27 protein-coding genes are annotated in these 26,576 nt (G+C 39.4%); 25 read left to right on the top strand and 2 right to left on the bottom strand.

Translation table 11 applies throughout. From position 1 onward, the window contains the following. The first annotated feature begins 84 nt into the window (after positions 1 to 84). From rsmG to pyrE, 23 genes are all read left to right on the top strand, one after another. The gene (rsmG, locus tag H5S10_RS04525) at positions 85 to 810 is read left to right on the top strand and encodes a 16S rRNA (guanine(527)-N(7))-methyltransferase RsmG (protein WP_182588883.1); all 726 of its coding nucleotides are present in this window, start codon (positions 85 to 87) and stop codon (positions 808 to 810) included. 17 nt (positions 811 to 827) lie between these two features. Then, on the top strand, positions 828 to 1,796 hold the full coding sequence (locus tag H5S10_RS04520) for a ParB/RepB/Spo0J family partition protein (RefSeq protein WP_182587297.1): 969 nt from the start codon (positions 828 to 830) through the stop codon (positions 1,794 to 1,796). A gap of 12 nt (positions 1,797 to 1,808) precedes the next feature. After that, positions 1,809 to 2,579, top strand: a complete 771-nt coding sequence (locus tag H5S10_RS04515) for a ParA family protein (protein WP_144226499.1) — start codon at positions 1,809 to 1,811, stop codon at positions 2,577 to 2,579. After that, complete coding sequence (locus H5S10_RS04510; RefSeq protein ID WP_019253202.1) at positions 2,566 to 3,450, top strand: ParB/RepB/Spo0J family partition protein; 885 nt, start codon at positions 2,566 to 2,568, stop codon at positions 3,448 to 3,450. The genes H5S10_RS04515 and H5S10_RS04510 overlap by 14 nt, the downstream gene beginning before the upstream one ends. 13 nt (positions 3,451 to 3,463) lie before the next feature. Continuing rightward, entirely contained in the window at positions 3,464 to 3,661 is a 198-nt protein-coding gene (locus H5S10_RS04505; protein ID WP_019253201.1) for a DUF951 domain-containing protein, read from the top strand. 83 nt (positions 3,662 to 3,744) lie between these two features. Next, a complete protein-coding gene (gene ychF, locus H5S10_RS04500) occupies positions 3,745 to 4,842 on the top strand; it encodes a redox-regulated ATPase YchF (RefSeq protein WP_003669674.1) in 1,098 nt (365 codons plus the stop codon). A gap of 32 nt (positions 4,843 to 4,874) precedes the next feature. Then, positions 4,875 to 5,645 (top strand): DUF1129 domain-containing protein, encoded by a 771-nt coding sequence (locus tag H5S10_RS04495; protein WP_182587299.1) that lies wholly within the window; start codon positions 4,875 to 4,877, stop codon positions 5,643 to 5,645. Between the two features lie 211 nt (positions 5,646 to 5,856). Continuing rightward, positions 5,857 to 6,531, top strand: a complete 675-nt coding sequence (gene deoC / locus H5S10_RS04490; RefSeq protein WP_182588882.1) for a deoxyribose-phosphate aldolase — start codon at positions 5,857 to 5,859, stop codon at positions 6,529 to 6,531. A 47-nt stretch (positions 6,532 to 6,578) separates the two neighbouring features. After that, positions 6,579 to 7,772: a phosphopentomutase gene (locus tag H5S10_RS04485; RefSeq protein ID WP_182588881.1), complete on the top strand. Its 1,194-nt coding sequence runs from the start codon at positions 6,579 to 6,581 to the stop codon at positions 7,770 to 7,772. Positions 7,773 to 7,800: 28 nt separating this feature from the next. Further along, a complete protein-coding gene (locus H5S10_RS04480) occupies positions 7,801 to 9,099 on the top strand; it encodes a pyrimidine-nucleoside phosphorylase (protein ID WP_182587301.1) in 1,299 nt (432 codons plus the stop codon). Positions 9,100 to 9,120: 21 nt separating this feature from the next. Further along, the gene (gene deoD, locus H5S10_RS04475) at positions 9,121 to 9,831 is read left to right on the top strand and encodes a purine-nucleoside phosphorylase (RefSeq protein ID WP_003665392.1); all 711 of its coding nucleotides are present in this window, start codon (positions 9,121 to 9,123) and stop codon (positions 9,829 to 9,831) included. Between the two features lie 109 nt (positions 9,832 to 9,940). Beyond that, entirely contained in the window at positions 9,941 to 10,873 is a 933-nt protein-coding gene (locus tag H5S10_RS04470) for a sugar-binding transcriptional regulator (protein WP_182587303.1), read from the top strand. 83 nt (positions 10,874 to 10,956) lie between these two features. Next, a complete protein-coding gene (gene guaB / locus H5S10_RS04465; protein ID WP_003669685.1) occupies positions 10,957 to 12,099 on the top strand; it encodes an IMP dehydrogenase in 1,143 nt (380 codons plus the stop codon). Between the two features lie 179 nt (positions 12,100 to 12,278). Next, on the top strand, positions 12,279 to 12,968 hold the full coding sequence (locus H5S10_RS04460; protein ID WP_003665397.1) for a response regulator transcription factor: 690 nt from the start codon (positions 12,279 to 12,281) through the stop codon (positions 12,966 to 12,968). Positions 12,969 to 12,999: 31 nt separating this feature from the next. After that, the gene (locus tag H5S10_RS04455) at positions 13,000 to 14,145 is read left to right on the top strand and encodes a sensor histidine kinase (protein WP_182588880.1); all 1,146 of its coding nucleotides are present in this window, start codon (positions 13,000 to 13,002) and stop codon (positions 14,143 to 14,145) included. Positions 14,146 to 14,280: 135 nt separating this feature from the next. After that, positions 14,281 to 15,189 (top strand): AzlC family ABC transporter permease, encoded by a 909-nt coding sequence (locus H5S10_RS04450; protein WP_182588879.1) that lies wholly within the window; start codon positions 14,281 to 14,283, stop codon positions 15,187 to 15,189. 2 nt (positions 15,190 to 15,191) lie between these two features. Beyond that, complete coding sequence (locus H5S10_RS04445; protein WP_003665402.1) at positions 15,192 to 15,536, top strand: AzlD domain-containing protein; 345 nt, start codon at positions 15,192 to 15,194, stop codon at positions 15,534 to 15,536. Between the two features lie 86 nt (positions 15,537 to 15,622). After that, positions 15,623 to 16,504 carry a LysR family transcriptional regulator gene (locus H5S10_RS04440; protein WP_182588878.1) on the top strand — a complete coding sequence of 294 codons (882 nt, stop codon included), beginning with the start codon at positions 15,623 to 15,625 and terminating at the stop codon, positions 16,502 to 16,504. A 344-nt stretch (positions 16,505 to 16,848) separates the two neighbouring features. After that, entirely contained in the window at positions 16,849 to 17,778 is a 930-nt protein-coding gene (locus tag H5S10_RS04435; protein WP_182587311.1) for an aspartate carbamoyltransferase catalytic subunit, read from the top strand. Between the two features lie 13 nt (positions 17,779 to 17,791). After that, positions 17,792 to 19,084, top strand: coding sequence for a dihydroorotase (locus tag H5S10_RS04430; protein ID WP_182587312.1), 1,293 nt, complete (start codon positions 17,792 to 17,794; stop codon positions 19,082 to 19,084). Continuing rightward, positions 19,084 to 20,010 carry a dihydroorotate dehydrogenase gene (locus H5S10_RS04425; protein WP_182588877.1) on the top strand — a complete coding sequence of 309 codons (927 nt, stop codon included), beginning with the start codon at positions 19,084 to 19,086 and terminating at the stop codon, positions 20,008 to 20,010. Before H5S10_RS04430 ends, H5S10_RS04425 begins: the two co-directional genes overlap by 1 nt. After that, positions 19,992 to 20,738 carry an orotidine-5'-phosphate decarboxylase gene (pyrF, locus tag H5S10_RS04420; RefSeq protein ID WP_122480845.1) on the top strand — a complete coding sequence of 249 codons (747 nt, stop codon included), beginning with the start codon at positions 19,992 to 19,994 and terminating at the stop codon, positions 20,736 to 20,738. Before H5S10_RS04425 ends, pyrF begins: the two co-directional genes overlap by 19 nt. Then, positions 20,735 to 21,376 carry an orotate phosphoribosyltransferase gene (gene pyrE, locus H5S10_RS04415; RefSeq protein WP_182588876.1) on the top strand — a complete coding sequence of 214 codons (642 nt, stop codon included), beginning with the start codon at positions 20,735 to 20,737 and terminating at the stop codon, positions 21,374 to 21,376. Before pyrF ends, pyrE begins: the two co-directional genes overlap by 4 nt. Positions 21,377 to 21,447: 71 nt before the next feature. Here the strand turns inward: pyrE and H5S10_RS04410 are convergent, their stop codons facing one another. Together H5S10_RS04410 and H5S10_RS04405 are read right to left on the bottom strand one after the other, a co-directional pair. Beyond that, the gene (locus tag H5S10_RS04410) at positions 21,448 to 22,107 is read right to left on the bottom strand and encodes an HAD hydrolase-like protein (protein WP_182587320.1); all 660 of its coding nucleotides are present in this window, start codon (positions 22,105 to 22,107) and stop codon (positions 21,448 to 21,450) included. Between the two features lie 162 nt (positions 22,108 to 22,269). Further along, a complete protein-coding gene (locus H5S10_RS04405) occupies positions 22,270 to 23,445 on the bottom strand; it encodes an SAM-dependent methyltransferase (RefSeq protein WP_182588875.1) in 1,176 nt (391 codons plus the stop codon). Positions 23,446 to 23,616: 171 nt separating this feature from the next. On the opposite strand from H5S10_RS04405, the gene H5S10_RS04400 reads away from it, so the two are divergent. Beyond that, a complete protein-coding gene (locus H5S10_RS04400) occupies positions 23,617 to 24,660 on the top strand; it encodes an AI-2E family transporter (RefSeq protein ID WP_182588874.1) in 1,044 nt (347 codons plus the stop codon). Positions 24,661 to 24,828: 168 nt separating this feature from the next. Then, complete coding sequence (locus H5S10_RS04395; RefSeq protein ID WP_182587325.1) at positions 24,829 to 26,490, top strand: formate--tetrahydrofolate ligase; 1,662 nt, start codon at positions 24,829 to 24,831, stop codon at positions 26,488 to 26,490. Positions 26,491 to 26,576 lie beyond the last annotated feature (86 nt).

The following is a 26,576-nucleotide window of genomic DNA, read 5'->3' as shown; positions in this document are numbered from 1 at the left end:
AATCCGGTTGCAACAATGGCAAAATTACGGTACAGTAGTAGAGGACGTGAAACAAAAAATGTTTCACGAAAGGAGACTTAATAAATGAATCCTGAACAATTTCAACAAGCATTAGCTGATCATGGTATTACCTTATCAGCAGAACAAATGCAACAATTTGCTGACTATTATCGATTATTAGTTGAAACTAATGAACATGTAAATTTGACACGGATTACTGAAAAGGATGAAGTGTATTTAAAACATTTTTATGATTCAATTACGGGAGCGTTTGCTGAACTACGCTTAGAGAGTGAAAAACTGACATTATGTGACATCGGTGCTGGTGCCGGTTTCCCTTCGTTACCGTTGAAGATCGCTTTTCCGCAATTAAAGGTAACGATTGTCGATTCGTTAAATAAGCGTATCGCTTTTCTTGAAGACTTAGTTGCCAAGCTCGGTTTAACCGATGTTACACTAATTCATGATCGGGCAGAGACTTTTAGTGCTAAGAACAGTCCATATCGGGAGAAATTCGATATTGTTACCGCCCGCGCAGTTGCCCGCCTATCAGTTTTGAGCGAATTATGTTTGCCAGCTGCTAAAGTTGGTGGGGAATTTATTGCTTATAAGGCAAGTGCTGCTCCCGAAGAACTTCAACAAGGTGGAACAGCAATCAAACAGCTTGGTGGAAAAGTTCAAAAAACGGTGACATTGACTTTACCGGGAACTGATGAAGAACGCAATATTATTGTGATTGATAAGATAAAGGCGACTCCTAATAAATATCCACGTCGTCCAGGCTTACCAAGTAAAAAACCAATTCAATAAGATAAGGAGTTGAAAGTATGGCTTTTTCATTATTTGGTATTGGAAAAAATAATTCTGATAATACAAAAAATAAGGTCGTAGAAGTAAAAATTGATCAAATCATTCCTAACCGCTATCAACCACGAAAGGTTTTTGATCAAGACGGTATCCGTGAATTAGCACAGACAATTGATGAACACGGGTTGTTACAACCAATTATTTTGCGTGAATACGAGCCAGCAAAATATGAAATTATTGCTGGGGAACGTCGATACCGGGCGATGAAGCTTTTGAAGTGGGAAAAGGCACCAGCAATAATTGAAAAGATGAGTGATCAAGAAACTGCATCGCTTGCCCTCATCGAAAATTTGCAACGGTCGCAATTGAGTTCAGTCGAAGAAGCGCAGGCCTACCGGCAATTAATGGACTTAAACCATCTTACGCAATCGCAATTAGCAAAGGGAATGGGAAAGAGTCAGTCCTTTGTTGCCAATAAATTACGGTTGCTTCGCCTGATTACTCCTGTCCAAACGGCTATTTTAGATCACCGGATTACGGAACGTCATGGTCGAGCATTGTTAGATTTAGATGAAAAGCAACAACGTGATATGTTAATGCGGATTGTTAATGAACGGTTAACAGTTCGGCAGACGGAAGATGAAGTTGCTCGTTTGCTAGGACGTCCATTACCTTCAGAAATTGCAGAATTAAAAGCAGCTGCTAAGCGCAAAGAACTGGCATCTATTGAAGATCATACTGAAGAAACAGCAGACGTTGAAGAAGTACCAGTAGAAAAACCGGCAGAAAAGAAGCGGGCTCCTAAACGAAAGACAGCTAAGAAGTCCCAAAGTAAAAAAACTCAGCAGGTTAATGATGCGCGTTTAGCTTTAAATACGATTAAAAAATCAATTAAGCTGGCGACAAATGAAGGCTTTGAAATTAAAATGCATGAGGAAGAAAAAGGCGATACTTATCAATTAACAATTGAGATTCCGAAGAAACAGTAGGGAGGCCAAAAAATGGGTTCTGTAATTGCCCTTGCAAACCAAAAGGGCGGTGTTGGTAAGACAACAACAAGCGTTAATTTGGGTGCATGCTTAGCTGAGAATGGTCAGCACGTCTTATTAATTGACCTTGATCCTCAAGGAAATGCAACTAGTGGGTTGGGCGTTGAAAAACAGAATATTAAGCAAAGTATTTATGATGTTTTAATTAACGAAGTGCCAATAGAGGATGTCATTCAAAAGACAAGCCACGAAGGAGTTGATATTGCTCCAACGACAATTGCCTTATCTGGTGCCGAAGTAGAATTAACTAATTTAATGGCTCGAGAAACACGGCTTAAAGATTCTTTTGGAGAAATTCGCCAAAAATATGATTTTATTTTAATCGATTGTCCACCATCACTGGGGCTACTGACAATTAATGCATTTACTGCTTGTGACTCAATTTTGATTCCTGTTCAAAGTGAATACTATGCATTGGAAGGATTAAGTCAACTTTTAAATACCATCAAGCTTGTTCGTAAACACTTCAATCCGCAGCTTAAGATTGAAGGGGTCCTTTTGACAATGTTTGATCGGCGCACAAACCTTGGACAACAGGTAAATTCGGAGGTCAAAAAGTTTTTTGGTGACCAAGTTTATGATACGATTATTCCTCGCAATGTCCGTTTATCGGAAGCACCAAGTCACGGCTTAGCAATTATTGATTATGATAAAAATTCAACGGGGGCGCACGTCTACCAACAATTAGCAAAGGAAGTGTTGGCTAACCATGGCAAAGAATAAAAAAGGTGGGCTTGGTCGAGGTATTGAAGCCCTCTTTGCGGAAAATGAAGTAACTGAACTTGCGGATGAAACGGTTCAAGATATCAAGTTATCGTTAATTCATCCTAATCCCTATCAACCACGGCGAACGTTTGATAAAGAGGCGTTAGCAGAGTTAGCTTCATCGATTGAAAAATCAGGGGTATTTCAGCCAATTATTCTGCGGCAAACGGATCCCAAAATTAACCGTTATGAATTGATTGCAGGAGAACGACGGTTTAGAGCTTCTAAGATTGCTAAACAGAAAACTATTCCAGCAATAGTTCGTAAGATGAGTGATGACCAGATGATGGAAATCGCGGTTCTCGAAAATCTGCAACGTGAAGACCTCACACCACTTGAAGAAGCGCAGGCCTACCAAATGTTAATGGACAAGTTATCATTAACTCAAGCACAGGTGGCAAATAGATTAGGGAAGAGCCGGCCTTATATCGCTAATTACTTGCGATTACTAGGCTTGCCAAAAGTGATCAAGGAATTTCTTAATACCGGTAAACTGTCGATGGGACAAGCACGAACAATTCTCGGCTTAAAAGATAAGACAAAACTTGTTCCACTTGCCCAACGAGCTGTTGAACAAAACCTTACAGTGCGACAATTAGAAGAGATTGTAACGCAAACTAACGGAACAGCAAAAAAGAAAGAAGAACGACGGACACAACGTAAACCAGTTTATATTCGAGAAGCTGAGTCACAGTTGCAGAGTAAATTTGGTACAAAAGTCGCTGTTGCCCAAAGTCGGAAAAAGGGCGCAGGAAAGATTGAAATACCTTATACGTCAAATGAAGATTTTACCCGAATTCTTGAATTATTAAATATAACCCTAGATTAAGGAGGAATAACTCATGGCAGCATATGATAAAGGTGACATTGTAATGATGAAAAAGGCACACCCATGTGGAACTAACCGTTGGAAGATTACGCGAGTGGGTGCAGATATTAAAATTGAATGCCAAGGCTGTGGTCATATTGTCATGATGACCCGTCAGAAATTTGATAAGGGATTAAAAAAGGTTATCGAAAAAGCTGATCAAGCTGATTAATATTTTTAATGATTGATGATCACAAATAACTAATTGTAGATTAAAATAAAAAATGATTAATTGAAAAGGAAAGTGAACAATTTATGTCATTAACTGCAGGAATCGTTGGCTTGCCAAACGTTGGTAAGTCAACACTTTTTAACGCAATTACTAAAGCTGGTGCCGAAATGGCTAACTACCCATTTGCAACAATCGACCCCAATGTGGGGATGGTTGAAGTTCCAGATAGTCGACTTGATCGGATCCAGGAATTAATTCCGGCGAAGAAGATCGTCCCAACTACCTTTGAATTTACCGACATTGCCGGAATTGTTAAGGGTGCTAGTAAGGGTGAAGGGCTTGGAAACAAGTTCTTGGAAAATATTCGGCAAACTGATGCAATTGTCCATGTAGTGCGGGCATTTGATGATAATGATATTACTAGTGTGTCTGGAAAAGTGGACCCAATTGAAGATATCGATACTATCAATTTGGAATTAGTAATGGCTGACTTAGATGCTGTTAATAAGCGTTTGGCAAAAGTTCAGCGGGCTGCTAAGGGTCGTGATAAGGATGCTTTAGCAGAATTAGAAGTGCTCAATAAGATTAAGCCAGTTCTTGAAGATGGGAAGAGTGTTCGCTCAATTGACTTTAGTGATGATGAACAAAAGATTGTCAAAGGGCTGTTCTTATTAACAAGTAAACCAGTCTTATACGTTGCTAACATTGCTGAAGAAGATATGGCAGATCCAGATAGCAACAAATACATGGATGCAATTAAAGAGCATGTAAAAGATGACGGAGAAGTTATTGGTGTTGCAGCAGCTGCTGAAGAGCAAATTGCCGAAATGGATGAAGCAGATAAGGCTGATTTCCTTGAAATGGAAGGTGTTACTGAACCGGGATTGAACCGGTTGATTCGGGCAGCATACAAGCTCTTGGGCCTTGAAACCTTCTTTACTGCTGGTGGTCCGGAAACACGAGCTTGGACTTACAAGAAGGGTACAAAGGCTCCACAAGCAGCGGGAATTATTCACTCTGATTTTGAACGTGGTTTTATTCGGGCAGAAGTAATGAGCTTTGAAGATCTTGATGAACTAGGCTCTGAATCAGCGGTAAAGGAAGCTGGAAAGCTCCGTCTTGAAGGAAAAGATTACGTAATGCAAGATGGGGATATTGTTGAATTCCGGTTCAACGTTTAAACCTCTGCAGATAAGAGAGGAGTAGTTTTATAGTGAATGAAGAACAACCACGGAATGCACAAGCCGGCCAACGTCAAAAACAATTAGAAAAAGAGCGTCGGCAAGCAAATGGAAATGCTTTTAGCAACTATGATCTAACACGAAAAAATGAAGATTTTATGTATCAATTAAATAAGCAGTTGGATCGTCTCGGTGTTCCTTCAGATAAGAAAGACCCAATGCTAAAGGAAACCATCGATAAATTGCTAGCAGGGCAAAAGAAGGGCCAAACTGCGCGGGCATTATTTGGTACTCCAACCGAATATGCTAAAGAATTGAAGAATCCTAAGCCAACTCCTGCTGAAGCAAGTAAGCAATCAATTAAGTTGTTAGCAATTGATAATATGCTGATTTTCTTAAGTATCTTTACTTTTATGTTTGGTTTAATGTTCTGGTTATCACCAGCTGCAATGCAAACAAAGAATGCGGGAAGTAGTGGTATTACCGCAATTTTAATCGTGGCGATCACTGGAGGCTTGATTTTTGGTTATGTGGCTACCCAAGTTCAACCGCAAATTGATAAGAACGGTAAGCGGGTAAGTAAGAAGCCGTTATGGCAACGGATTCTTTTAATTGTTGCCGGCTTGGCAGCATGGTTGATTATTTACATGCTTGTAAGTATGTTGCCAAATGTAATCAACCCACGGCTTAATCCATGGGTTTACATCGGAATTGGGGTTATTACCTTTATTGGTGATATGTACTTCCGGTCTAAATTCCATGTTACAGGTTCACTTTATGGTAACCGTGCGCCGCGGCGTTAAAACGGCAAATAGTCTTAGCAATGGAACTATTTTCCAGGCTATTTTTAAAATAAATAAGGGTGAGAAAGGTGAAAGTTTTTCTCGCTCTTTTATTTTGCTCTTTTTTTGAAATAAATTTCTTAAAATCTATGGACAAATGTTCAATGGATTGTTAAGATATAAACGTAATCTTATGAAAACGCATTCAAGGTTGAGAGGAGATCATATTATTATGAAGTTAACGCAAGCACAATTAGCAAAATACATGGATCACACAATGCTTAAACCAGAAGCTACTCCAGAGATGATTGATAAGACGGTTGAAGAAGCTCGGAAATACAACACAGCTTCAGTTTGTATCAATCCTTACTGGGTTAAGCGAGTTCATGAAGGATTAGAAGGTACTGACATTAACACTTGTACAGTTATCGGCTTCCCTCTTGGGGCAACTTCAACAGAAAGCAAAGTTTTTGAAACTAAGCAGGCAATTGAAGATGGTGCCGATGAAATTGACATGGTTATCAATATCGGTGAATTAAAAGCTGGAAATGATGATGCGGTTGTTGCTGATATCAAAGCGGTTGCCGATGCTACTCACGAAAAGGGTAAACTTCTTAAAGTTATTATTGAAAACGCTCTTCTTACTGATGAAGAAAAAGCACGTGCAAGTGAGCTTACTGTAAAAGGCGATGCTGACTTTGTTAAGACTTCAACTGGTTTTTCAACTTCAGGAGCGAAGGTAGAAGACGTTAAGATTATGCGTGAAGCAGTTGGACCTGACTTTAAGATTAAGGCTGCTGGTGGAATTCACAGCCTTCAAGAAGCTTACGATATGATTGAAGCTGGTGCTAACCGTCTAGGTGTTTCCGCTTCTGTTCAAATCTTGGAAGAAGCCGCAAAACAATAAAAATTTAATTACTAATCTTAATTTACAGAAATAGGAGGAGTCAGAAAATGTCATATAAACGTGTTTTTGTTATTGTAATGGACTCAGTTGGTACAGGTGCCGCTCATGACGCCGCAAAGTTTGATGATGTTGGATCAGATACGCTTGGCCACGTTGGTGAGTATTACAAAGGTGCCTTAAAGTTACCAAACCTTGGTAAATTAGGAATTAGTAATTTACGTGATACTCCAATTGAAGGGGTGCCAGTTGCTGATCCAGCTATTGGTGATTACGGTAAGATGGAAGAAATTTCTGCCGGAAAGGATAGCATGGATGGTCACTGGGAAATGATGGGCTTACCAGTAATGAAGCCATTGTCAACGTTCCCTAATGGTTTTCCACAAGAAATTGTTGATAAGCTTGAAAAATTCTCAGGACGAAAGGTTATTGTTAACAAGCCATACTCAGGAACAGAAGTAATTCATGATTATGGTGAACGGCAAATGAAGACCGGAGAATTAATTCTCTACACGTCTGGTGATTCTGTAATGCAGATTGCTGCTCATGAAGATGTGATTCCTGTTGAGGAACTCTACAAGATTTGTGAATATGCCCGGACACTTGTTAATGGTCCAGAATATACGGTTGGTCGGATTATTGCCCGTCCATATGTTGGTCCCGATAAAGATCACTTTACCCGGACTGCTAATCGACATGACTTTAGTTTGAAGCCAATTGGTGAGACTGATATGGATCGCCTCCGTACAGCTGGGTACGATGTAATTGGTGTTGGTAAGATTAATGATATCTTCTCTGGCGAAGGGATCGATAAAGGATACCATAACGAAAGTAATATGGATGGAATGGATCACGTTGATGAAGTGATGAAGCAAGACTTTACCGGTTTCTGCTTTACAAATTTGGTCGATTTTGATGCAATGTATGGTCACCGGCGTAATCCAAAGGGTTTTGGTCAAGCATTAATGGACTTTGACAAGCGCCTAGGTAAAGTTCTTGATGAAATGAAGCCTGATGATCTTTTGATGGTAACCGCTGATCACGGTAATGACCCTGGTTTTAAGGGAACTGATCATACTCGTGAAAATGTTCCATTGTTGGTTTACTCTCCTTCAATGAATAAGCCAAATCAATCACTTGGGTTGCGGAAGACATTCTCAGACCTCGGTGCAACTATCTTAGAGAACTTTAACGTTGAACCAGTAAAAGGTACCAGCTTCTACAAAGAAATTAGTAACGATTAAGATCAATTAAGGAAAGGGGCGAAACACGATGCGAATGGTTGATATCATTGACACCAAGAGAAATGGCGGAGTTCTAAGCGATGAGCAATTACAATTCTTTGTTGATGGCGTCGTTAATGGAACGATTCCTGACTATCAAATTAGTGCTCTCCTCATGGCAATCTATTTCCAGGATATGACCAAAGAAGAACAGACGAGTCTAACAATGAAGATGATGGAGTCTGGCGAACGATTAGACTTGAGCCGAATTCCTGGAATTAAGGTTGATAAACATTCAACGGGTGGTGTTGGTGATAAAGTGAGTTTACCACTTGCAGCAATGGTCGCCGCTACAGGAATTCCGGTTCCGATGATTTCAGGTCGTGGCCTTGGTCATACAGGAGGCACGCTTGACAAGTTGGAAGCGATTCCGGGATTTCGGGTAGAACTTTCTGAAGATGAATTCATTAATCAAGTTGCTAAAGAAAACTTAGCAATTGTGGGTGCGACTGGTGAGGTTGCGCCAGCAGATAAGAAGATTTATGGCTTACGTGATGTTACTGACACTGTTGACTCAATTCCTTTAATTGCTAGTTCAATTATGAGTAAGAAGATTGCTTCTGGAACAGATGCGCTTGTAATTGATGTTAAAACTGGTACCGGGGCCTTTATGAAGACACTTGATCAATCAAGGCTACTGGCTAAAGCGTTAGTTGAGATTGGTAAACAAGCAGGTCTGAAGTGCATGGCAGTAATCTCAGATATGAACCAGCCACTTGGAAATAAAATTGGTAATTCCCTTGAAATTGAAGAATCAATTGATGTCTTAAAAGGAAAGGGACCAAAAGATCTTACTGAATTAGTTTTGACGCTTGGTAGTTATATGGTTGTAATGGGTGAAAAAGCACAAAATACTACTGAAGCACGAAAGATGTTAGAGCAAACTATTCAGGATGGATCAGCCCTTGAACGGTTTGCAGCAATGATAAAAGCACAAGGTGGAGATCCAGTTGTTGTTGATAACTATCACTTAATGCCGCAAGCTAAATATAAGATTCCATTCAAAGCTGATCGGGATGGAGTATTGACAAAGCTTTCAGCGGATGAAGTTGGAACTGCCAGCATGTTATTAGGTGGAGGCCGTCAAAAGGCAGATGATGCCCTTGACTATGGTGTAGGAATCGAATTACACCATAAGCTGGGTGATTACGTTAAAGATGGCGAACCAATTTTAACAATCTATAGTAACCGCCACGAAATTCCAGATATAGAACAGTTGTTAAGAGAAAGTATTAAAATCAGCGATGATGGTAAAGTACCGACGCTAATTCATGAAATTATTGAATAAAGAGACAGGAGGAATTTTTCAATGAGTACACATATTAATGCAAAAATGGGTGACTACGCAGACACTGTATTACTTCCAGGGGATCCGCTACGTGCAAAATATATTGCTGAAAACTTTCTTGAAAATGTTAAACAAGTAAATTCAGTCCGGAATGCCTTTGGTTATACTGGTGAATATAAGGGTCACCGTATTTCAGTACAAGGATCTGGGATGGGAATTCCTTCGATGTCAATTTATATTAATGAGTTAGTACGTGAATTTGGTGTTAAAACCATTATCCGGGTTGGTTCTTGTGGAGGAATTGCGCCAGATGTGCATGTTCGCGATGTTCTCCTTGCCCAAGGGTCTTCAACCGATTCAGCGGTAACGGTAAATACATTTGGACCAGGATTCCATTACGCACCATTAGCTGACTTCAAGTTGTTAGATACTGCCTATCATGTAGCTGGTAAATTAGGTATTGAAACAAAAGTTGGGGATATCTTTGCTGCCGATCGTTTCTACAATGATGAGCTTGATATGGAAAAGCTTCGGGACTATGGAATTTTAGGGACAGAAATGGAATCGGCTGGACTTTACTTGTTAGCGGCTAAGCTTCATTTCCGGGCACTTTCAGTTTTGACTGTTAGTGACTTAATCTTTGGCGACGAAAAAGCAACTGCTGAAGAACGTGAACGAACATTTAATGATATGATTAATATTTCGCTTGAAACGGCGATTGCTGGAAAGTAGCTTCTTGCATAGGTTAGAGAGTGCATTTTATAATAAAATGTGGTTTAGATATTAAAAGAGACTGAGGTAATGCCCAGTCTCTTTTAATATGTGAAAGGAGGGGAATTAGATGGATGATAAAAATAAGATTGAATTAGCACTAAAAGTAGCAACCTTATATTACCGTGATGGATGGAACCAAAGCGATATTGCAGCTGAACTGAATATTTCCCGGGCAACAGTGTCACGATTATTACAATTTGGTCGGGCTCGAGGATTAGTAACCATTAAAATTCATAATCCAATTGCTCCGCTTCATCAGTTGGAAGTGGACTTGCTCGCTAAATACCCATCATTGCATAAAATTGTTATTGTTCCAGGCACGGATGACCCACTTGAAGAAGTTGGTGCAGCTGGTGCTAAATATATCGAACAAGTTGTGGAAGATAAAGATATTATTGGATTAGGCTGGGGGAAAACAGTTTATCAAGTAGGATTGCATTTGAAACCTAAAGACGTTACTGATATCACTGTCGTTCAAATGAAAGGCAGTATGGCAAATACTAATACGCGAAACTATGCGTTTGAAACTGTTAATATTTTTGCGAATGCTTTTAATACTGTTCCGCAGTATTTGCCGTTACCGGTTATCTTTGATCATGCAAAGACGCGTGAACTAGTCGCTAACGATACTCATATCAAGCATATTATGAAATTAGGGGAGCAATCCAATATCGCGGTTTTCACAGTAGGAACAGTACGCGATTCAGCTTTACTATTCAAATTAGGTTACTTTACTAAGCAGGAGCAATTAACATTACAACATGAGGCGGTAGGGGATGTTTTCTCTCGTTTCATTGATAGTAAGGGTCAGATAGTAAATGAAGATATCAATCAACGAACAATTGGAATTGCACTTCCTGAGTTGCGAAAGAAAAAACACAGCATTTTAGTGGCGGCAAATGTTGCTAAAGTACCAGCAGTACATGGTGTTTTGAGTGCTGGATATGCAAATACATTGGTTATTGATCAAGAGAGTGCAAATAGCCTAGTTAATTTTTAAATTAATTTAAATATTTAGATTGACCTCAGTGCGAAATCCTAGTAGAGTATACCTAATTAAAAATCAAAGGAGTTGCACTACAGATGTCAAATTGGGACACGAAATTTGCCAAGAAGGGCTTAACCTTCGATGATGTATTACTTATTCCAGCCGAAAGTCATGTATTACCAAATGAAGTTGACTTGAGTACACAGTTAGCTGATAATTTAAAGCTTCATATTCCATTGATTAGTGCCGGGATGGATACTGTTACTGAAGGACCAATGGCGATTGCAATGGCCTTACAAGGTGGCTTAGGGGTTGTTCACAAAAACATGTCAATCCAAGCCCAAGCAGGAGAAGTGGCTAATGTAAAGAGCGTAGTCGTACCTGCAGGCGCAACTAAGGCTGCTGTTGATGATAATAATCGATTATTGGTTGCTGCAGCAGTTGGGGTTACTAGTGATACTTTTGAACGTGCTGAAGCCCTTTTGAAGGCGGGCGCAGATGCTATCGTTATTGATACAGCTCATGGACATTCAGCAGGTGTTCTTCGTAAGATTGCAGAAATTCGCGAACACTTCCCAGACGCAACCTTAATTGCTGGTAATGTTGCTACTGGTGAAGCTACCCGCGCTTTGTTTGATGCTGGTGTTGACGTCGTAAAAGTTGGTATCGGCCCTGGCTCAATTTGTACTACTCGAGTGGTCGCTGGAGTTGGTGTTCCACAAATTACTGCTATTTATGACGCTGCTAGTGTTGCTCGTGAATATAACAAGCCAATTATTGCCGATGGCGGTATTAAGTACTCTGGTGACGTTGTAAAAGCTCTTGCTGCTGGTGGTAATGCAGTAATGCTTGGTAGTATGCTTTCTGGTACGACCGAAGCACCTGGAGAAGTTTTTGAAGACAATGGTAAGAAGTACAAGGCTTATCGTGGAATGGGTTCTGTGGGTGCCATGGCTCAAGCACATGGTTCCTCTGACCGTTACTTCCAAGGCGGAGTAAACGAAGCTAATAAGCTTGTTCCAGAAGGTATTGAAGCTCGCGTAGAGTACAAGGGCGATGTTTCTGATATTGTTTTCCAAATCGATGGTGGCCTTCGTTCAGGAATGGGTTACGTTGGTGCTGGTGACATTCCAACATTAATCGAAAAAGCACAATTTGTGCAAATTACCAACGCAGGACTTATTGAGTCACATCCTCATGATGTCCAAATTACTCGTAGTGCACCTAACTATAAATAATTAATTCAATAAGAAACTGCTATGACCTTATTCGTGAAGAATAGTCACGGCAGTTTTTATTTCCCGAGAAATAATGGAGGGTAAACTTTTTGTTAAGGCTATCCTAGAATGATCGCTTTTTTCTCATAGTTAGTTATAATGTTAAATAGGATATTATGCTGTGAAAAGGAGTACCTCTTATGAAAATTCTAGTTGTTGATGATGATAAAGAAATTGTTCAATTACTTGAAATTTACATCCGAAATGAAGGATATGAGCCAATTTCTGCTTATGACGGAAAAGAAGCATTAACAAAACTAAATACTAATCCTGATATCGGCTTGATTATTCTTGACTTAATGATGCCCGAAATCGATGGAATGGATGTAATTAAGCGGGTGCGGAAAGACTCTGACATTCCTATTTTAGTGCTTTCAGCTAAAACGGCAGATATGGATAAGATTCAAGGTCTAATCACTGGAGCTGATGATTATGTTACTAAGCCATTTAATCCACTCGAAGTGATGGCACGAGTTAAGTCATTACTTCGTCGGAGCCAAGGGGAAGTGACGAATGATCAACCAGATATTCTTAATGTCGGTCCATTATTGATCAATAAAGATTCTCACGAGGTTAAGACGATTAAGGGGGATGTAATTCAGTTAACCGCCCTTGAGTTTGGTATCTTATACTTACTTGCCAGTCACCCTAACCGTGTTTTCTCAGCAGATGACATTTTTGAGCGGGTATGGCAGCAAGAAAGTGTCGTATCAGCAAAAACAGTCATGGTTCACGTGAGTCATTTACGGGATAAAATTGAAGAAGCAACTAACGGTGAAAAGGTTATTCAAACTGTTTGGGGTGTTGGTTACAAGGTGGAAGACCACTAAAACCTAGCCTTAATGATGTGGAGGAAAGATTGTGAAGTTAACGGGGCGTGAAAAGAGTTCGCTTATTTTAGAAGGGGTAGTAACGGTTATCCTATTGTTATTGCTGAATATGGCGATTATCGTAATTATTCAAGATGCCATTCAGTCGAATCCGGGAGTAACCAATGGGATCTTTATGATTAAACAATCATTGAAGATTGGTCCACTTCAAGCACAAATATGGAGCTATCAGCGAATCTTAATTGCCTTTTTAGTAATTATCGATGTATGGGTGGTATGGTGGCGATTGCGTCGACGGTATCATCTTTATCAAATGGATCATATTATTGCAGAATTACACTATATTGCGCAGGGGCACTTAGATCATCGGATTCCATTTCGACTAAAGGGGAGTCAGCAGCACGTTATTACTAGTGTAAATGCGTTGGTTGATAGTGCGGTGCGGTCGATGGATGATGAACGGAAGATTGAAAAGTCAAAAGATGAGCTGATTACTAATGTTAGCCATGATTTACGGACGCCATTGACTAGTATTATTGGCTACTTAGGACTGATTGAAGATAAGCAGTATCGTAGTGAGGAAGATATTCTAAAATACACCCATACTGCTTACGAGAAGGCTAAGCAAATGAAGAACTTGGTAGACGATTTGTTTGAATATACAAAGGTTCAGCAACATGGGGCACCAGTAAACATCATGAAAATCGATCTTAACCAGTTAATTGAACAGTTAACGGCAAGTTTTGAATTAGAAGCTCAGCACCGCGGCATTGAAATTACTTCATCAGTTATTCCGAATCCATTAATGATCGAGGCAGACCCTGAGAAACTTGGTCGAGTTTTTAATAATTTGGTTTCAAATGCTTTTAAATATGGCAATGGTGCAAGTTACATCCGGATTGATGCCCGGCAAGAAAATGATATGGTAATCGTAAAAGTTGCTAATGACGGGACACCAATTCCTGAAAAATCACTTGACCACATATTTGAACGATTTTACCGAGCAGAAGCCTCCCGTTCACGAGCTACTGGAGGGACGGGATTAGGTTTAGCGATCGTTAAAAGCATTGTTGATCTTCATCATGGGAGTGTCAAGGTTACCTCAAATGAAGACGAAACAGCATTTATTGTCACTTTACCTTTAAAGCAAGAAATTAAAGAAAACACCCAAAAATGAGAAAAAAGTCTAAAATCATTTGATTTTAGACTTTTTTCTTTTCCAATTATATTCAACTAATTTTATATGTGGTAGACTAAAAGAGCATTGTGTCACTTGATATTATAAAAGATACAAATTATTGGAGGAAATTCTGTGGCTAAAGCACAAATAAATCCAGAAAGGACACGCTGGCTTGAGGTGCTTGGTGTCTCAATGCCACTGTGTCTTAGTTATATTCCGATTGGATTGGCCTGTGGAATCTTACTACACGCAGCAGGTTTAAACTTTATAATGATTTTATTGGTGTCGGTATTAGTGTTCTCTGGTGGGGCCCAATTTATTCTGGCATCATTATTAGCAAGTAACGCTCCATTAGGGACTATCTTTATCTCACTTTTCTTCTTGGAGTTACGATATGCATTGTTAGGATCAAGTTTATCTAAATACATTAAGGATAAATCAGCTCGTTTCATCTTTATCTTTTCTGCATCAATGAACGATGAAAACTATGCTGTTAACTATATGAAGTTTGCAACAGATAAAAAATGGGACCCCGATGACGCGTTGTTAGTGGAGTATTATTCACTTGCAGCATGGTCGATTTCAAACATGGTTGGTGGTTTGATTGGTGGAGCAATTTCAATTGACCTTGAAGTGGTTGATTTTGCATTAACTGCCTTATTCTTATACATGATCGTAATGCAGGTTCAAAACCACTTGACCCTAGTTATCGGACTTTTGGCAGCTGTTCTTGGGGTATACTTTCAGGCGTTGACTAAAGGTACACTCGGGATTATTATTGCGACCTTAATTGCTTCCTTTGTTGGGTTCTTGATTGAAAATACTGTTCGCCACCATAGTAAGCATCCAAACTCGAACTGGTTCTTGACAAAAATGTTTAGGCCGAAGATCACAAAGACTACGATCGAGGACAAACAAGTTCAACAAAAAGAAGTTAAGGAAGTTGAAAAACTGGAAACTAAGATTGAAAATGTTGTTGAACATCATGATGAGAAACATGAAGAGAAAAAACATGATGATCAACATCCTGATGAGGGCTAAACATGGAACAACTATTAAGTAATAAAATCGTTTACCATATTATAGTGATTATCTTGGCAGCTTTAGCGGCATTTATTCCCCGTTATCTACCAGTACTATTCTTTTCAACGCGAAAAATCCCAGAATGGTTTAATGAATGGATGAAATATGTCCCAGTTAGTTTATTTGCGACCCTGGTTGTAAAAGGGATCTTCTTAACTGGCTCTTACCATTTTACTTTATTCGGTTATCCAGAACGAATCATTGCAGCAGTGATCGTGATTGTGATTGCGTACTTTACACGGTCAATGTCAATCTCAGTAATTGCTGGATTAGTTGCTGTTTGGCTTCTGAGTTTAGCGTTCTAAGAGTAGTTTTGTTATAATTAAATTAAGCTTTAAACAGTGGATTGGTTTCTAACTTGCGAAGAAGTCAATCCCTTTTATTTTAGGAAGTGAGTACGTTGGATTTTAAGCAAACAATTGCATTTGTTAATCTTGCTAATACTTTAGATTATCAATATGCAGCAAAAAAATCAGGTATGACAGTTGATGAATTGGTCCGTACAATTAAATCACTCGAAGAAGAGCTTAACATCAAGCTTATTAGCCCTGAAGGCGGCGTAGTTGAATTAACTGAAATCGGAGCAAAAAGTTTACCGTTGATTACTGAAATTGCTCAAAAACACGCTAAATTATTATCGGTAGTTGCGGATTATCGAAAAAAAGAAGCGGAAGAAGCAGTTAAAGTTGCTGTCGTTCCAGGCTTTACTAATTATCAAGCAGCTCCAGTTGTGAAACAATTGGCACAGGAGCATAAGATGAATATTATTGAAGATGTCGATCCAATGGCACAGTTACAACAAGGGGAAAGCGAGTTGGCGTTTATTAGTTATGCCGGCAAACTTCCCGATGATTTTGAGGTGCTTTCAGTGGGAACTGATGACTTAGTAGCTTATATTCCAGCGCGGAATCCACTTTCTAAACAAAAGGAATTAACGCTTTCTGATCTAAAAGCAGAAAAGTTTTTAACCCTAAACCATCAAAATCCCTTTGCAGTCTTTGTTCAACAGGTTTGTGCTGCGGCTGGGTTTGAACTATATTCCGTTTTTGAAGGAGAAAAAGGAAAAACATTAGTAAATATGGTTGCCTTAGGGATGGGGGTAACCTTGTTGATGGAACAATCCATAGGTGAAAACTTAGATAGCAAAGTAGTTAAGGTACCAATTGTTCCCCAAGTTACCCAAAACCTTGCTTTTGTTCGTCGTAAAAATGTAGAGCACACGTCAAGGCAGGAAAAGCTATGGCAAGCTCTAAAAGAATCTTTTGAAAAATAGAAAAAAGATTTGACAATTTAGAAAACTGCGCTTATTATCATAAATAACAAAAATACCTTTAACTTAGTCCTGTGAGGCTAGGAAGGATTTAATTGAGCGTTTAAGTACACCTTCTTAGCTATTGCTGAGGAGGTTTTTCTTTTAAGCAATGGCACCAAGAATGCGCCAGTAAAATCAATAGGTATTTTGAAACGACCGACCATTTAATTGTTTCCAGAGAGAGCAGAACGGTAAGTTGTTTTTAGCCTACTTATATCCTAAAAGCAAACAGTGATGACTCTCGAAATCTAAATGGGAAGTTATCACTGTTTTGTTGTAATTAGACTGGAAAAGGAGCGCTATTGATGATTAGTACAGAAAGAATTCAACCAAATTTAGTAACAGTTGCCGATATGGACACAGCAGATGCAATTGATTTGATTCATGAAGCTCAAGCATATAAAGCTGGAAAGCAAGCGGTTCTCACTGCACCTGCATATGCGGTTAACCTCTTCTTTGAAAATTCAACCCGAACAAAGACCAGTTTTCAAATGGCACAGATGAAGTTGGGGATGAAGGTATTAGAATTCGAAGCGGGCACAAGTTCAGTGAAGAAAGGGGAAAGCCTCTATGACACTGTTAAGACGATGGAATCAATCGGTGTAAATGTTGCGGTAATTCGTCATCCTGAAAATGAATACTACAAACAATTGGTTAACCATTCAGACCTTGAAATTGGAATTGTAAATGGTGGTGATGGTAGTGGTCAACACCCATCGCAATGTTTGCTTGATATGATGACAATTAATGAAGAATTTGGCGACTTCAAGGGCTTGAAAGTACTAATTATTGGTGATCTTAGTCACTCACGAGTAGCGCACTCAAATGCAATGATGCTTAATCGTCTAGGAGCAGAGGTTTACTTTGCTGGTCCAGAAAAATGGTATGATCCTACACTGGAACAATATGGAACTTTTGGTGACTTTGACGAATTGCTTCCCAAAATGGATGTAGTTAATTTACTACGAGTTCAAAATGAACGGTTAACGACTGCTGACGGTCAGGCTTTTGATGCTAATCAATATCACCAAGCTTATGGTTTAACTTTAGAGCGAGCCGCAAAGATGAAGCAGGGTGCAATCATTATGCATCCGGCACCTGTTAACCGAGGTGTTGAAATCGATAGTTCCCTTGTTGAAGCGCCTAATTCCCGCATTTTCCAACAAATGACAAACGGCGTATATACCCGGATGGCAATTCTTAGTCGAGTTCTTCGTTACCAAGGATTGATGTAAAAAGGTGATTACGATGAGTAAGGCAGTTTTACTAACGAATGGCCGGCGAATTTATAATGATGAATTGGTTAAGAGTGAAGTTTTGATTGTGGATGGCAAGATTAAGGCAATTGGCGAGCATATCCAGGTACCAAGTGATGCAGAAAAAATCGACCTGGATAATGGCTTGATTACCCCAGGACTAATTGATATCCATGTCCATCTTCGCGAACCAGGCTATACCAATAAAGAAACGATTGCTACAGGAAGCAAAGCCGCTGCCCATGGTGGCTTTACGACAATTGCTGCAATGGCCAACCTTAATCCGACATGTGACACAGAAGAAAAATTTAAAGAACAGGTTGATCGGAACGAGAAAGCTGGACTGGTAAAAATCCTCCAATATTCACCAGTTACAGTTGGGCGGGCTGGGAAACAAGCGGTTAATATTGCTGAGCAGTATGCTGCAGGTGCCCGTCTTTTTAGCGATGATGGTGCGGGAATTCAAGATGCTGGAGTTGTATACCAAGCAATGCAACAACTAGCTAAAGTTAACGCTCCGTTATGTGATCATGCGCAAGATAATCAACTTGCACAAAATGGGGTAATTAATGCTGGGGCCACTATTGCTAAAAAACTAACACTACCAGGAATGCCAGCGATTAGTGAAACAGCGCAAATTGCTCGAAACTTGGTGATTGCTCAGGCAACTGGGGTTCATTATCATGTTTGCCATGTTTCAACTAAAGAAAGTATTGACCTGATTCGTCATGCCAAACAACAAGGAATTAACGTTACATGTGAAGTGACTCCCCATCATTTACTTTTAGCTGATCCTGATATTAAAGAGGATGATGCTGAATTTAAGATGAATCCACCTCTTCGGCAGCGTCTTGACCAACAAGCTTGTTTAATTGGGCTGTTAGATGGCACGATTGATTGTATTGCTACCGATCATGCACCACATACCGATGCGGAGAAGCAACAAGGATTTCTTAAATCGCCAAATGGCATTGTTGGCTCAGAAACAGCTTTTGCCTTACTCTATACTCACTTTGTTAAAACTGGTATTTTTACCCTTGCCCAATTGATTAACTGGATGGCTGTTAAACCGCAAGCGATTTTTAACCTTGATAACGCTGGACTATTAAAGGTAGGTGACCCAGCAGATATTGCTGTATTTGATATCGATCATCAAGATGTAATTCACCCAGACCAGTTTTTCTCTAAGGGTCACAACACTCCATTTGTTGGTGAACAAGTATACGGAATGACTAAGCGAACTTATGTCGATGGAAAGCTCGTATATCTGGAGGGAGAAGGATAATGCAAGAAACACAACGATTAGCAGTTGAATTGCCGGGATTATCACTAAAAAATCCGATTATTGCAGCAAGTGGGACTTGTGGATATGGGCAAGAAGCAGCTAAAAAGTATAATCTTAATCATTTAGGCTCGCTTGTATTAAAGTCCACTACCCTTCATCCCCGCCAAGGTAATCCACGTCCGCGAGTTTGTGAAACCAGTGCTGGTTGGCTTAATGCTAATGGCCTTCAGAATGTGGGCATTACCGCAGCAACTAAAGAAAAAATTCCGTGGTTACGAAAAAAATATCCGCAACTCCCAATTATCGCCAGTGCTGCTGGTTTTTCTGAAGAAGAATATATTAAAGTCGTTAGTGAGTTTGCTAATACAGCTGGGGTGAAAGCAATTGAATTAAACGTATCATGTCCGAATGTAAAACATGGCGGAATGGCAATGGGAACTGATCCTGAAGTACTTCAACGATTAGTAAAACAAGTAGTTAAAGCTGCCCTAGGAATTCCCATCTATGTAAAACTGACGCCGAATGTAACTAATATTGTTCCCCTCGCGCAAGCAGCTGAGCAGGGAGGAGCTAATGGCCTGACGATGATTAATACGTTAACAGGATTAAGCATTGACTTAAAAACTCGGCGCCCAGCTTTAGCTAATGTAACTGGCGGTTTATCAGGTCCCGCAATTAAACCTTTAGCATTAAGAATGATTCACCAAGTACGCCAGGTTTCTTCTTTACCGATCATTGGCGTGGGAGGAATTGAATCAGCTGAAGATGTTCTTGAATTTATGATGGCAGGTGCGAATGCTGTTCAAATCGGGGCAGCTAGTTTTCATGATCCATTAGCTTGTCCGAAAATTGCAACTGATTTACCAATCGTAATGGATAGATACGGGATTAAGAAACTGACGGATTTATGGGAGGTAAGATTTTGAAACGCTTCGTACCGATGGTGGCTATCGATGTTGCAACTAAGCAGGAAGCAATTGACCTATTTGATAAATTAATGGTAAAACCGCAGCCGATCGTAAAAATTGGAATGGAATTATATTATGGCCTGGGACAAGTAATTGTTAAAGAGGCAAAAAAGCGGGGATTTAAGGTATTCCTTGATTTGAAATTATACGATATTCCGAATACTGTTCATCGCGCAATGGCAGCTATTGGTCGATTGGGAATTGATTTTACGACAATTCACGCAGCTGGGGGCAGTGAAATGCTGATTGCCGGATTAGCTGGTTTAGAAGAAGGAGCTAAGGAAGCAGGCGTTAAACCAGCAAAGTTATTAGCAATTACCCAACTTACTTCGATTGATGAAAAAATTCTTCATGAACAACAGCATGTTGATTTGTCGTTGATTGAGTCAGTCCAAAGTTACGCGCGCTTAGCAGAAAAAGTAGGATTGGCCGGCGTGGTTTGCTCAGCCCATGAAATCAAGGCGATTCGTGAAGTGACTGGGGATGATTTCCTATGTGTAACGCCAGGAATCCGCCCGACTCATGCAATAAAAGATGATCAAAAACGAGTGGTTACACCAGCACAAGCAAGAATAGATGGGAGCAATGCGATTGTGGTTGGACGGCCAATCACCCAGAGCTTTGACCCGGTTGCTGCTTATCAAGAAGTCCAAAAAGCATTCTTAAATGAGGAGGAAGAGAAATGACATATTCACAACGCGTTGCAAAAGCATTATTAGATATTCATGCTGTTACTCTTAGTCCAGACCAGCCATTTACCTGGGCAAGTGGTCTAAAATCCCCAATCTATACAGATAATCGATTAACGATTTCTTATCCAGAAGTTCGGCAAGCAATTTTTAATGGGATGGTTGAACAAATTAAACTCCATTTTAGTGCGGTCGATGTTATTGTCGGGACAGCAACTGCTGGGATTCCTCATGCGGCATGGGTTGCTCAAAATATGGAATTACCGATGATTTACGTTCGGACTAAACCGAAAGATCATGGTCAAGGCAAGCAAATTGAAGGGGTTCTTAAGGAAGGACAAAAAGTCGTTGTAATTGATGATCTTATTTCAACTGGTGGCAGTGTACTAAATGCTGTGCGGGCAGTTAACAATGCAGGCGGAAAAGTAATTGGCGTTGTTTCTGTCTTTACTTATGATTTGCCTGCCGCCGAGCAAAACTTTATGGCAAATGGGCTGAAGTACTATTCGGTAACGGACTATATGACTTTGATTAAGGTTGCAAAGGAAAATAACCAAATTAGTGCAGACCACCTCAAATCTCTTCAAGAATGGCGAAAAGACCCGTTAAGCTGGAGTAAAGAGCAAGCATCATAATAAATTGATTATCAAAAAAGCCTAAGATTGATTCAGAAAAATGTTAATCTGAATTAATCTTAGGCTTTATCTTATTGCTTATCTTCCCAAATCTTTTGGAGCATTGGGTAGCGTAAGTCACCAACTTGTACTACTTGATAATCTGCATTTGCTAATGTTTTGGCATCACCAACACCAATTGCAATCGCATTTATGTGGTGAACATTTTCAATATCATGAGCTGTCGTTCCAACTCCAATGCAATTAGCGCCGACAAGATTTAATTGATTAACAGCAGTTAGATATGGGTTTTCTTTATCATTAGTATTAACGATACTATCGACATAATTATCAAGGCCAATTTGTTTGAGGACATTTTGCACATCCCCATTAGGATCTAAAACGGCAATTTTAACATAATGATCATAGAGATTTAGTAAAAGACGCTTAATTCCTGGAAGTTGATCTTTTTCACTCAGGCTATCTGCTTCTTCGTTAAGGAATTTTTGCCATTCTGCAATCATTGAAGCCCTTTCGCTGGGGGCAGGATTAGCATTAAAATGTGCTAAGACAAGGGAAAGCCCTTGCGAAGGAGTAAGGTTATCGAATTGGGAAGCTAATTTTCCAGGTAATCCCATCCCAAATTCATACATTGCAAAACGTTGCCATGCAGTAAAGGCTAACTTATTTGTATTAATAAAGATATTATTAAGCGAAAAAATCGCACCATCCATGATTAAACATCCCTTCATAGGTAATTATGTCTATATTTTAACGTAATCAAAAATGAAAGGGAATACATTGATTGAGAATTGATTTTGTAAAGCCATCAGCAGTGTCATGATGATAACGAACGATATAATAATGGCCTCCATCGCCCGATCAAACCGAACGTTGGAGGCCTATTTGTTATTCTATTTGGTCATGTAATCCCGCGTCATTGGTAAGTTCTTACCAGATGGACCCTTGGTAATTAAGTATTGGATAACATCAATGTTTCCCGATTCAAATGATGCAGCACATGCTTGAAGATATAGATCCCACATTCGTGTAAAACGTTCACCCATCATATCAAGAATTTGGTCACGATGTTCATTAAAGTTCATATCCCAAATTTCGAGGGTGCGTTGATAGTGACGACGAAGCATTTCGATATCAGCGATTTGCATATGATTTTCTTCAATGTGACCGATCATTTCTTCAAGACCAGGTACATAGCCGCCAGGGAAGATATACTTGTTAATCCACCCATTATATGCACCGCCTTGTTGACGAGTAATACCATGAATCAAGGCAACCCCATCATCGGCAAGGTAACCTTGGATATCCTTAAAGTAAAGGCCCAGATTTTCTTTTCCAACGTGTTCAAACATACCAACGGATGTAATGTAATCCCACTTTTGGTCACCAAGTTCACGATAATCAACAAGTTTAACTTCGGCAACGTCTTGCAAACCTTCTTTTTCAATCCGTTCCTTAACAAGACGGTATTGTTCTTCGCTTAAAGTAACCCCGGTAACTTTTAAGCCATATTCTTTAGCAGCGGTTAACATTAATGTTCCCCAACCACATCCGATGTCAAGCAATGTTTTGCCAGGCTTTGGATCAAGCTTCTTTAAGATGTGATGAACCTTATCAATTTGTGCTTTTGTAAGATCATCATGGTTACCATCAGTAAAGTAAGCACATGAGTAAGTTAGAGTGTCGTCAAGCCATAATTTATAAAAGTCGTTTCCAACATCATAATGACTTTGAACATCATTTTCGCTCTCTTTTTCTGAGTGGCCTTGTTTAGGCAAAAATTTGCGGAACTTAGAATTTCGCATAAAACTATCAGCACTTTCATATGCTGACTCGATCAATTCTTGAATGCTACCCTGGATCTCAATCTTCTTATCCATGTAGGCTTCCCCAAGTGCAATTGAGGCGTTCTTGGTAATATCACGCATTGGAATTTTTTCCTTAAAAGTGATAGTTACCTCGGGAGTTCCGTCACCATAGATAACACTTGATCCATCCCAAAATACGATCTTTACTGGAATGTTAAATGAGTGCTTTAGTAGTGACTTATAGAACGTCTTTTCTAACATGAAACGCATCCTTCTTTCTGCAATAATAGTATTTATTATAACACCCTTAAAATAAAAGTGTTTCAAGACAATTTATAAAAAACATTTCATAAGAAAGCGATAAACTAATTGCTGAAAAAATGAAAGATTGCTACTATGCTAATTAGTAGGAAAAATAGGGGAGATGATTGAATGACGAATGTCTGGAAGCATTTTATTGAGAATGTGAAACTACGGCGCTTCACCGTTTTATTATTAATCATTGTCGTACTCTGGTTAATGAGATCAATGATGAATTTAATTTTATTTACGTTTATTCTTACTTATCTTGTTGTTAGTTGGGTAAGACTCGTTCAGCGGTGGTTGCCACGAATGTCGACAAGTTTAATTGTAATTGTGACCTATGTGTTATTGATTGTTCTTTTATATTTAGGAGTGACACGTTATTTACCAGTTTTGTCTCGGCAAGTTGTTAAAATGGTTAATTCAGTAGTTCATTTCTATAGTACTCACCAAGCGACGATGATATATCGTTATGTCAGTCATTACGTAAGTACAGCTACCATTATGAGCCAGGTTCGACATGGAATAACGATCGCGGTTAGTACGTTGACAAGTATTGGTGCCATTACCGTTTCATTTGTAATGTCTTTAATCTTGAGCTTTTTCTATACACTTGAATTAAAACAGATGAACGAATTTTCTCATAGCTTTTTAGATAGTGATTTTGGCTGGTTTTTCCAGGATATTGATTATTTTGGCAAGAAATTTGTCAATACTTTTGGGGTAGTATTAGAGGCTCAGTTCTTCATCGCAATTTGCAATACCGTTATCACAACAATCGGATTGCTGTTTATGCATATGCCGCAGATTTTCGCGCTGTCCTTAATTGTATTTATCTTTAGTTTGGTTCCAGTTGCCGGCGTAATTATTTCAACAATTCCATTGGCGATGGTCGGTTACTCAGTTGGCGGAGTTCGCGATGTGGTCTATATTATCATTATGATCATCATCATTCATACTCTGGAGGCCTACGTTTTAAACCCTAAGTTTATGTCTAGCCGGACAGATCTCCCAATTTTTTATACCTTTATTGTATTATTGATTGGTGAACATCTTTTTGGTACATGGGGATTGATTGTTGGAGTACCAATCTTTACCTTCTTGCTTGATGTATTAGGTGTAAAACCAATTCGTGGAGCGAAAAGAATAAAAAAAGAAGTAAGTGAAAAATAAAATTCCATAGCGGAAATTTATTTTTCACTTTTTATTATCCGAACAATTTGGATGTGTGAGTTAAAGAAAGTTAATAAGAATCGAACTTATTTTGCGGAATGGCTGAAAAAGTCTTGAGTTAGTGTATAATGAAATTAAGATAGGCCTAAAGAAAGGAAGCTGATATTCATGACAGATATTGAGATTGCAGACCAAGCGACACTGGAACCAATTACAGAAATTGCTGAGAAACTCGGACTTTCAGAAGACGAAATCGAACAATATGGTAAGTACAAAGCTAAAATTGATTTAAATATAAAGCCTTTACCTGATAAAAAACATAAACTAATTTTAGTTACGTCCATCAACCCCACTCCTGCTGGTGAAGGAAAGTCGACTGTCCTCATTGGCTTAGGGGATGCATTAAACCAGTTAAATTATCAGACAACGATTGCAATGCGTGAACCATCAATGGGTCCCGTTTTTGGAATAAAAGGTGGTGCAACTGGTGGTGGATATAGTCAGGTTGTTCCAATGGAAGATATTAACCTGAACTTTACCGGTGACTTACATGCGCTTACTAGTGCTAATAATACGTTGGCTGCTCTAATTGATAACTATATTATGCGTGATAATGCAATGAACCTTGATCCGCGGCGAATTATCTGGAAACGAGTAGAAGACGTTAACGATCGCGCGCTTCGGAATGTAGTTACTGGTCTTGGGGGTCCAATGGCTGGTGTTCCACGTGAAACGGGCTTCGACATTACAGCTGCTTCCGAGTTGATGGCAATTTTATGCCTTTCAACTAGTCTCCATGACTTGAAAGAACGGATTAGCCGAATTGTAGTTGGATATACATACGATAAGGAGCCAGTTACAGTTGGTCAGCTTAATTTTCAAGATGCAATTACAATTATCTTGAAAGACGCATTGAAGCCTAACCTTGTTCAAACTTTAGACCATACCCCAACTATTGTTCATGGGGGGCCATTTGCCAACATTGCCCATGGGTGTAATAGTGTTTTAGCGACGCAAACTGCCCTTGACCTTTCTGACTATACTGTAACGGAAGCTGGCTTTGGGGCTGACCTTGGTGGGGAAAAATTCCTTGATATTAAACAACGTGTTCTTGGCAAGCATCCAGATGCAATTGTCATCGTAGCGACTGTCCGAGCGCTAGAATACAATGGCGGTGCCAAGCTTGCAGACTTAAATGAAGAAAATCTTGATGCGCTGAAAAAAGGTATGGCAAACCTTAATCGTCACATTAAGAATATGCAATTATATGGGTTACCAATCGTAGTTGCAATCAATCATTTTGTCAGTGATACCGATAAAGAACTTCAAATGATTAAGGATGATTGTGCTAAGCAAAATGTTGAAGCAATTTTGACTGATGCTTGGGCCAAGGGCGGTAAAGGTACCCATGATTTGGCTAATAAAGTAGTCGAACTTGCTGATAGTCCAAGTGAATTTACTCATATCTATGACGTTCAAGTTGATGACCTTCAAACTAAGTTAGAGAAGATTGCTAAGCAGATTTATGGCGCTAAAGAAGTATCATTTAGCCGTAAAGCACAAAATCAATTGAAGCGATTTGCTAAGTATGGATGGAATGATTTGCCAGTATGTATTGCTAAGACCCAGTATTCATTTACAGATGACCAAAAACAACTAGGTGCCCCAACTGACTTTACTTTCCATATTCGGGAATTGGTACCAAAGATCGGTGCCGGCTTTATCGTGGCCTTAGCTGGTAATATGATGACAATGCCAGGCCTCCCTAAAGAACCAGCTGCTGTAAACATGACGATTGACGATAATGGTAAAATTACTGGATTATTCTAAATAACCAACACAAAACATCGATTGTGCAATAACGTACATCGATGTTTTTTTCACAAACTTTTCAAGGTTAGCGGGTTGAAGTTATT

It is taken from the genome of Limosilactobacillus balticus (assembly GCF_014145615.1).
GTDB classification, from domain to species: domain Bacteria; phylum Bacillota; class Bacilli; order Lactobacillales; family Lactobacillaceae; genus Limosilactobacillus; species Limosilactobacillus balticus.
Note: the sequence above shows the minus strand (reverse complement) of the source record. Positions and strands in the feature narration are given on the sequence as shown.

Bases quoted from the DNA above. Each gene is read 5' to 3' on its own strand.
- rsmG (WP_182588883.1), top strand. From the start codon at position 85: ATGAATCCTGAACAATTTCAACAAGCATTAGCTGATCATGGTATTACC.
- H5S10_RS04520 (WP_182587297.1), top strand. From the start codon at position 828: ATGGCTTTTTCATTATTTGGTATTGGAAAAAATAATTCTGATAATACA.
- H5S10_RS04515 (WP_144226499.1), top strand. From the start codon at position 1,809: ATGGGTTCTGTAATTGCCCTTGCAAACCAAAAGGGCGGTGTTGGTAAG.
- H5S10_RS04510 (WP_019253202.1), top strand. From the start codon at position 2,566: ATGGCAAAGAATAAAAAAGGTGGGCTTGGTCGAGGTATTGAAGCCCTC.
- H5S10_RS04505 (WP_019253201.1), top strand. From the start codon at position 3,464: ATGGCAGCATATGATAAAGGTGACATTGTAATGATGAAAAAGGCACAC.
- ychF (WP_003669674.1), top strand. From the start codon at position 3,745: ATGTCATTAACTGCAGGAATCGTTGGCTTGCCAAACGTTGGTAAGTCA.
- deoC (WP_182588882.1), top strand. From the start codon at position 5,857: ATGAAGTTAACGCAAGCACAATTAGCAAAATACATGGATCACACAATG.
- H5S10_RS04485 (WP_182588881.1), top strand. From the start codon at position 6,579: ATGTCATATAAACGTGTTTTTGTTATTGTAATGGACTCAGTTGGTACA.
- H5S10_RS04480 (WP_182587301.1), top strand. From the start codon at position 7,801: ATGCGAATGGTTGATATCATTGACACCAAGAGAAATGGCGGAGTTCTA.
- deoD (WP_003665392.1), top strand. From the start codon at position 9,121: ATGAGTACACATATTAATGCAAAAATGGGTGACTACGCAGACACTGTA.
- H5S10_RS04470 (WP_182587303.1), top strand. From the start codon at position 9,941: ATGGATGATAAAAATAAGATTGAATTAGCACTAAAAGTAGCAACCTTA.
- guaB (WP_003669685.1), top strand. From the start codon at position 10,957: ATGTCAAATTGGGACACGAAATTTGCCAAGAAGGGCTTAACCTTCGAT.
- H5S10_RS04460 (WP_003665397.1), top strand. From the start codon at position 12,279: ATGAAAATTCTAGTTGTTGATGATGATAAAGAAATTGTTCAATTACTT.
- H5S10_RS04445 (WP_003665402.1), top strand. From the start codon at position 15,192: ATGGAACAACTATTAAGTAATAAAATCGTTTACCATATTATAGTGATT.
- H5S10_RS04435 (WP_182587311.1), top strand. From the start codon at position 16,849: ATGATTAGTACAGAAAGAATTCAACCAAATTTAGTAACAGTTGCCGAT.
- H5S10_RS04430 (WP_182587312.1), top strand. From the start codon at position 17,792: ATGAGTAAGGCAGTTTTACTAACGAATGGCCGGCGAATTTATAATGAT.
- H5S10_RS04425 (WP_182588877.1), top strand. From the start codon at position 19,084: ATGCAAGAAACACAACGATTAGCAGTTGAATTGCCGGGATTATCACTA.
- pyrF (WP_122480845.1), top strand. From the start codon at position 19,992: ATGGGAGGTAAGATTTTGAAACGCTTCGTACCGATGGTGGCTATCGAT.
- pyrE (WP_182588876.1), top strand. From the start codon at position 20,735: ATGACATATTCACAACGCGTTGCAAAAGCATTATTAGATATTCATGCT.
- H5S10_RS04410 (WP_182587320.1), bottom strand. From the start codon at position 22,107: ATGAAGGGATGTTTAATCATGGATGGTGCGATTTTTTCGCTTAATAAT.
- H5S10_RS04405 (WP_182588875.1), bottom strand. From the start codon at position 23,445: ATGTTAGAAAAGACGTTCTATAAGTCACTACTAAAGCACTCATTTAAC.
- H5S10_RS04400 (WP_182588874.1), top strand. From the start codon at position 23,617: ATGACGAATGTCTGGAAGCATTTTATTGAGAATGTGAAACTACGGCGC.
- H5S10_RS04395 (WP_182587325.1), top strand. From the start codon at position 24,829: ATGACAGATATTGAGATTGCAGACCAAGCGACACTGGAACCAATTACA.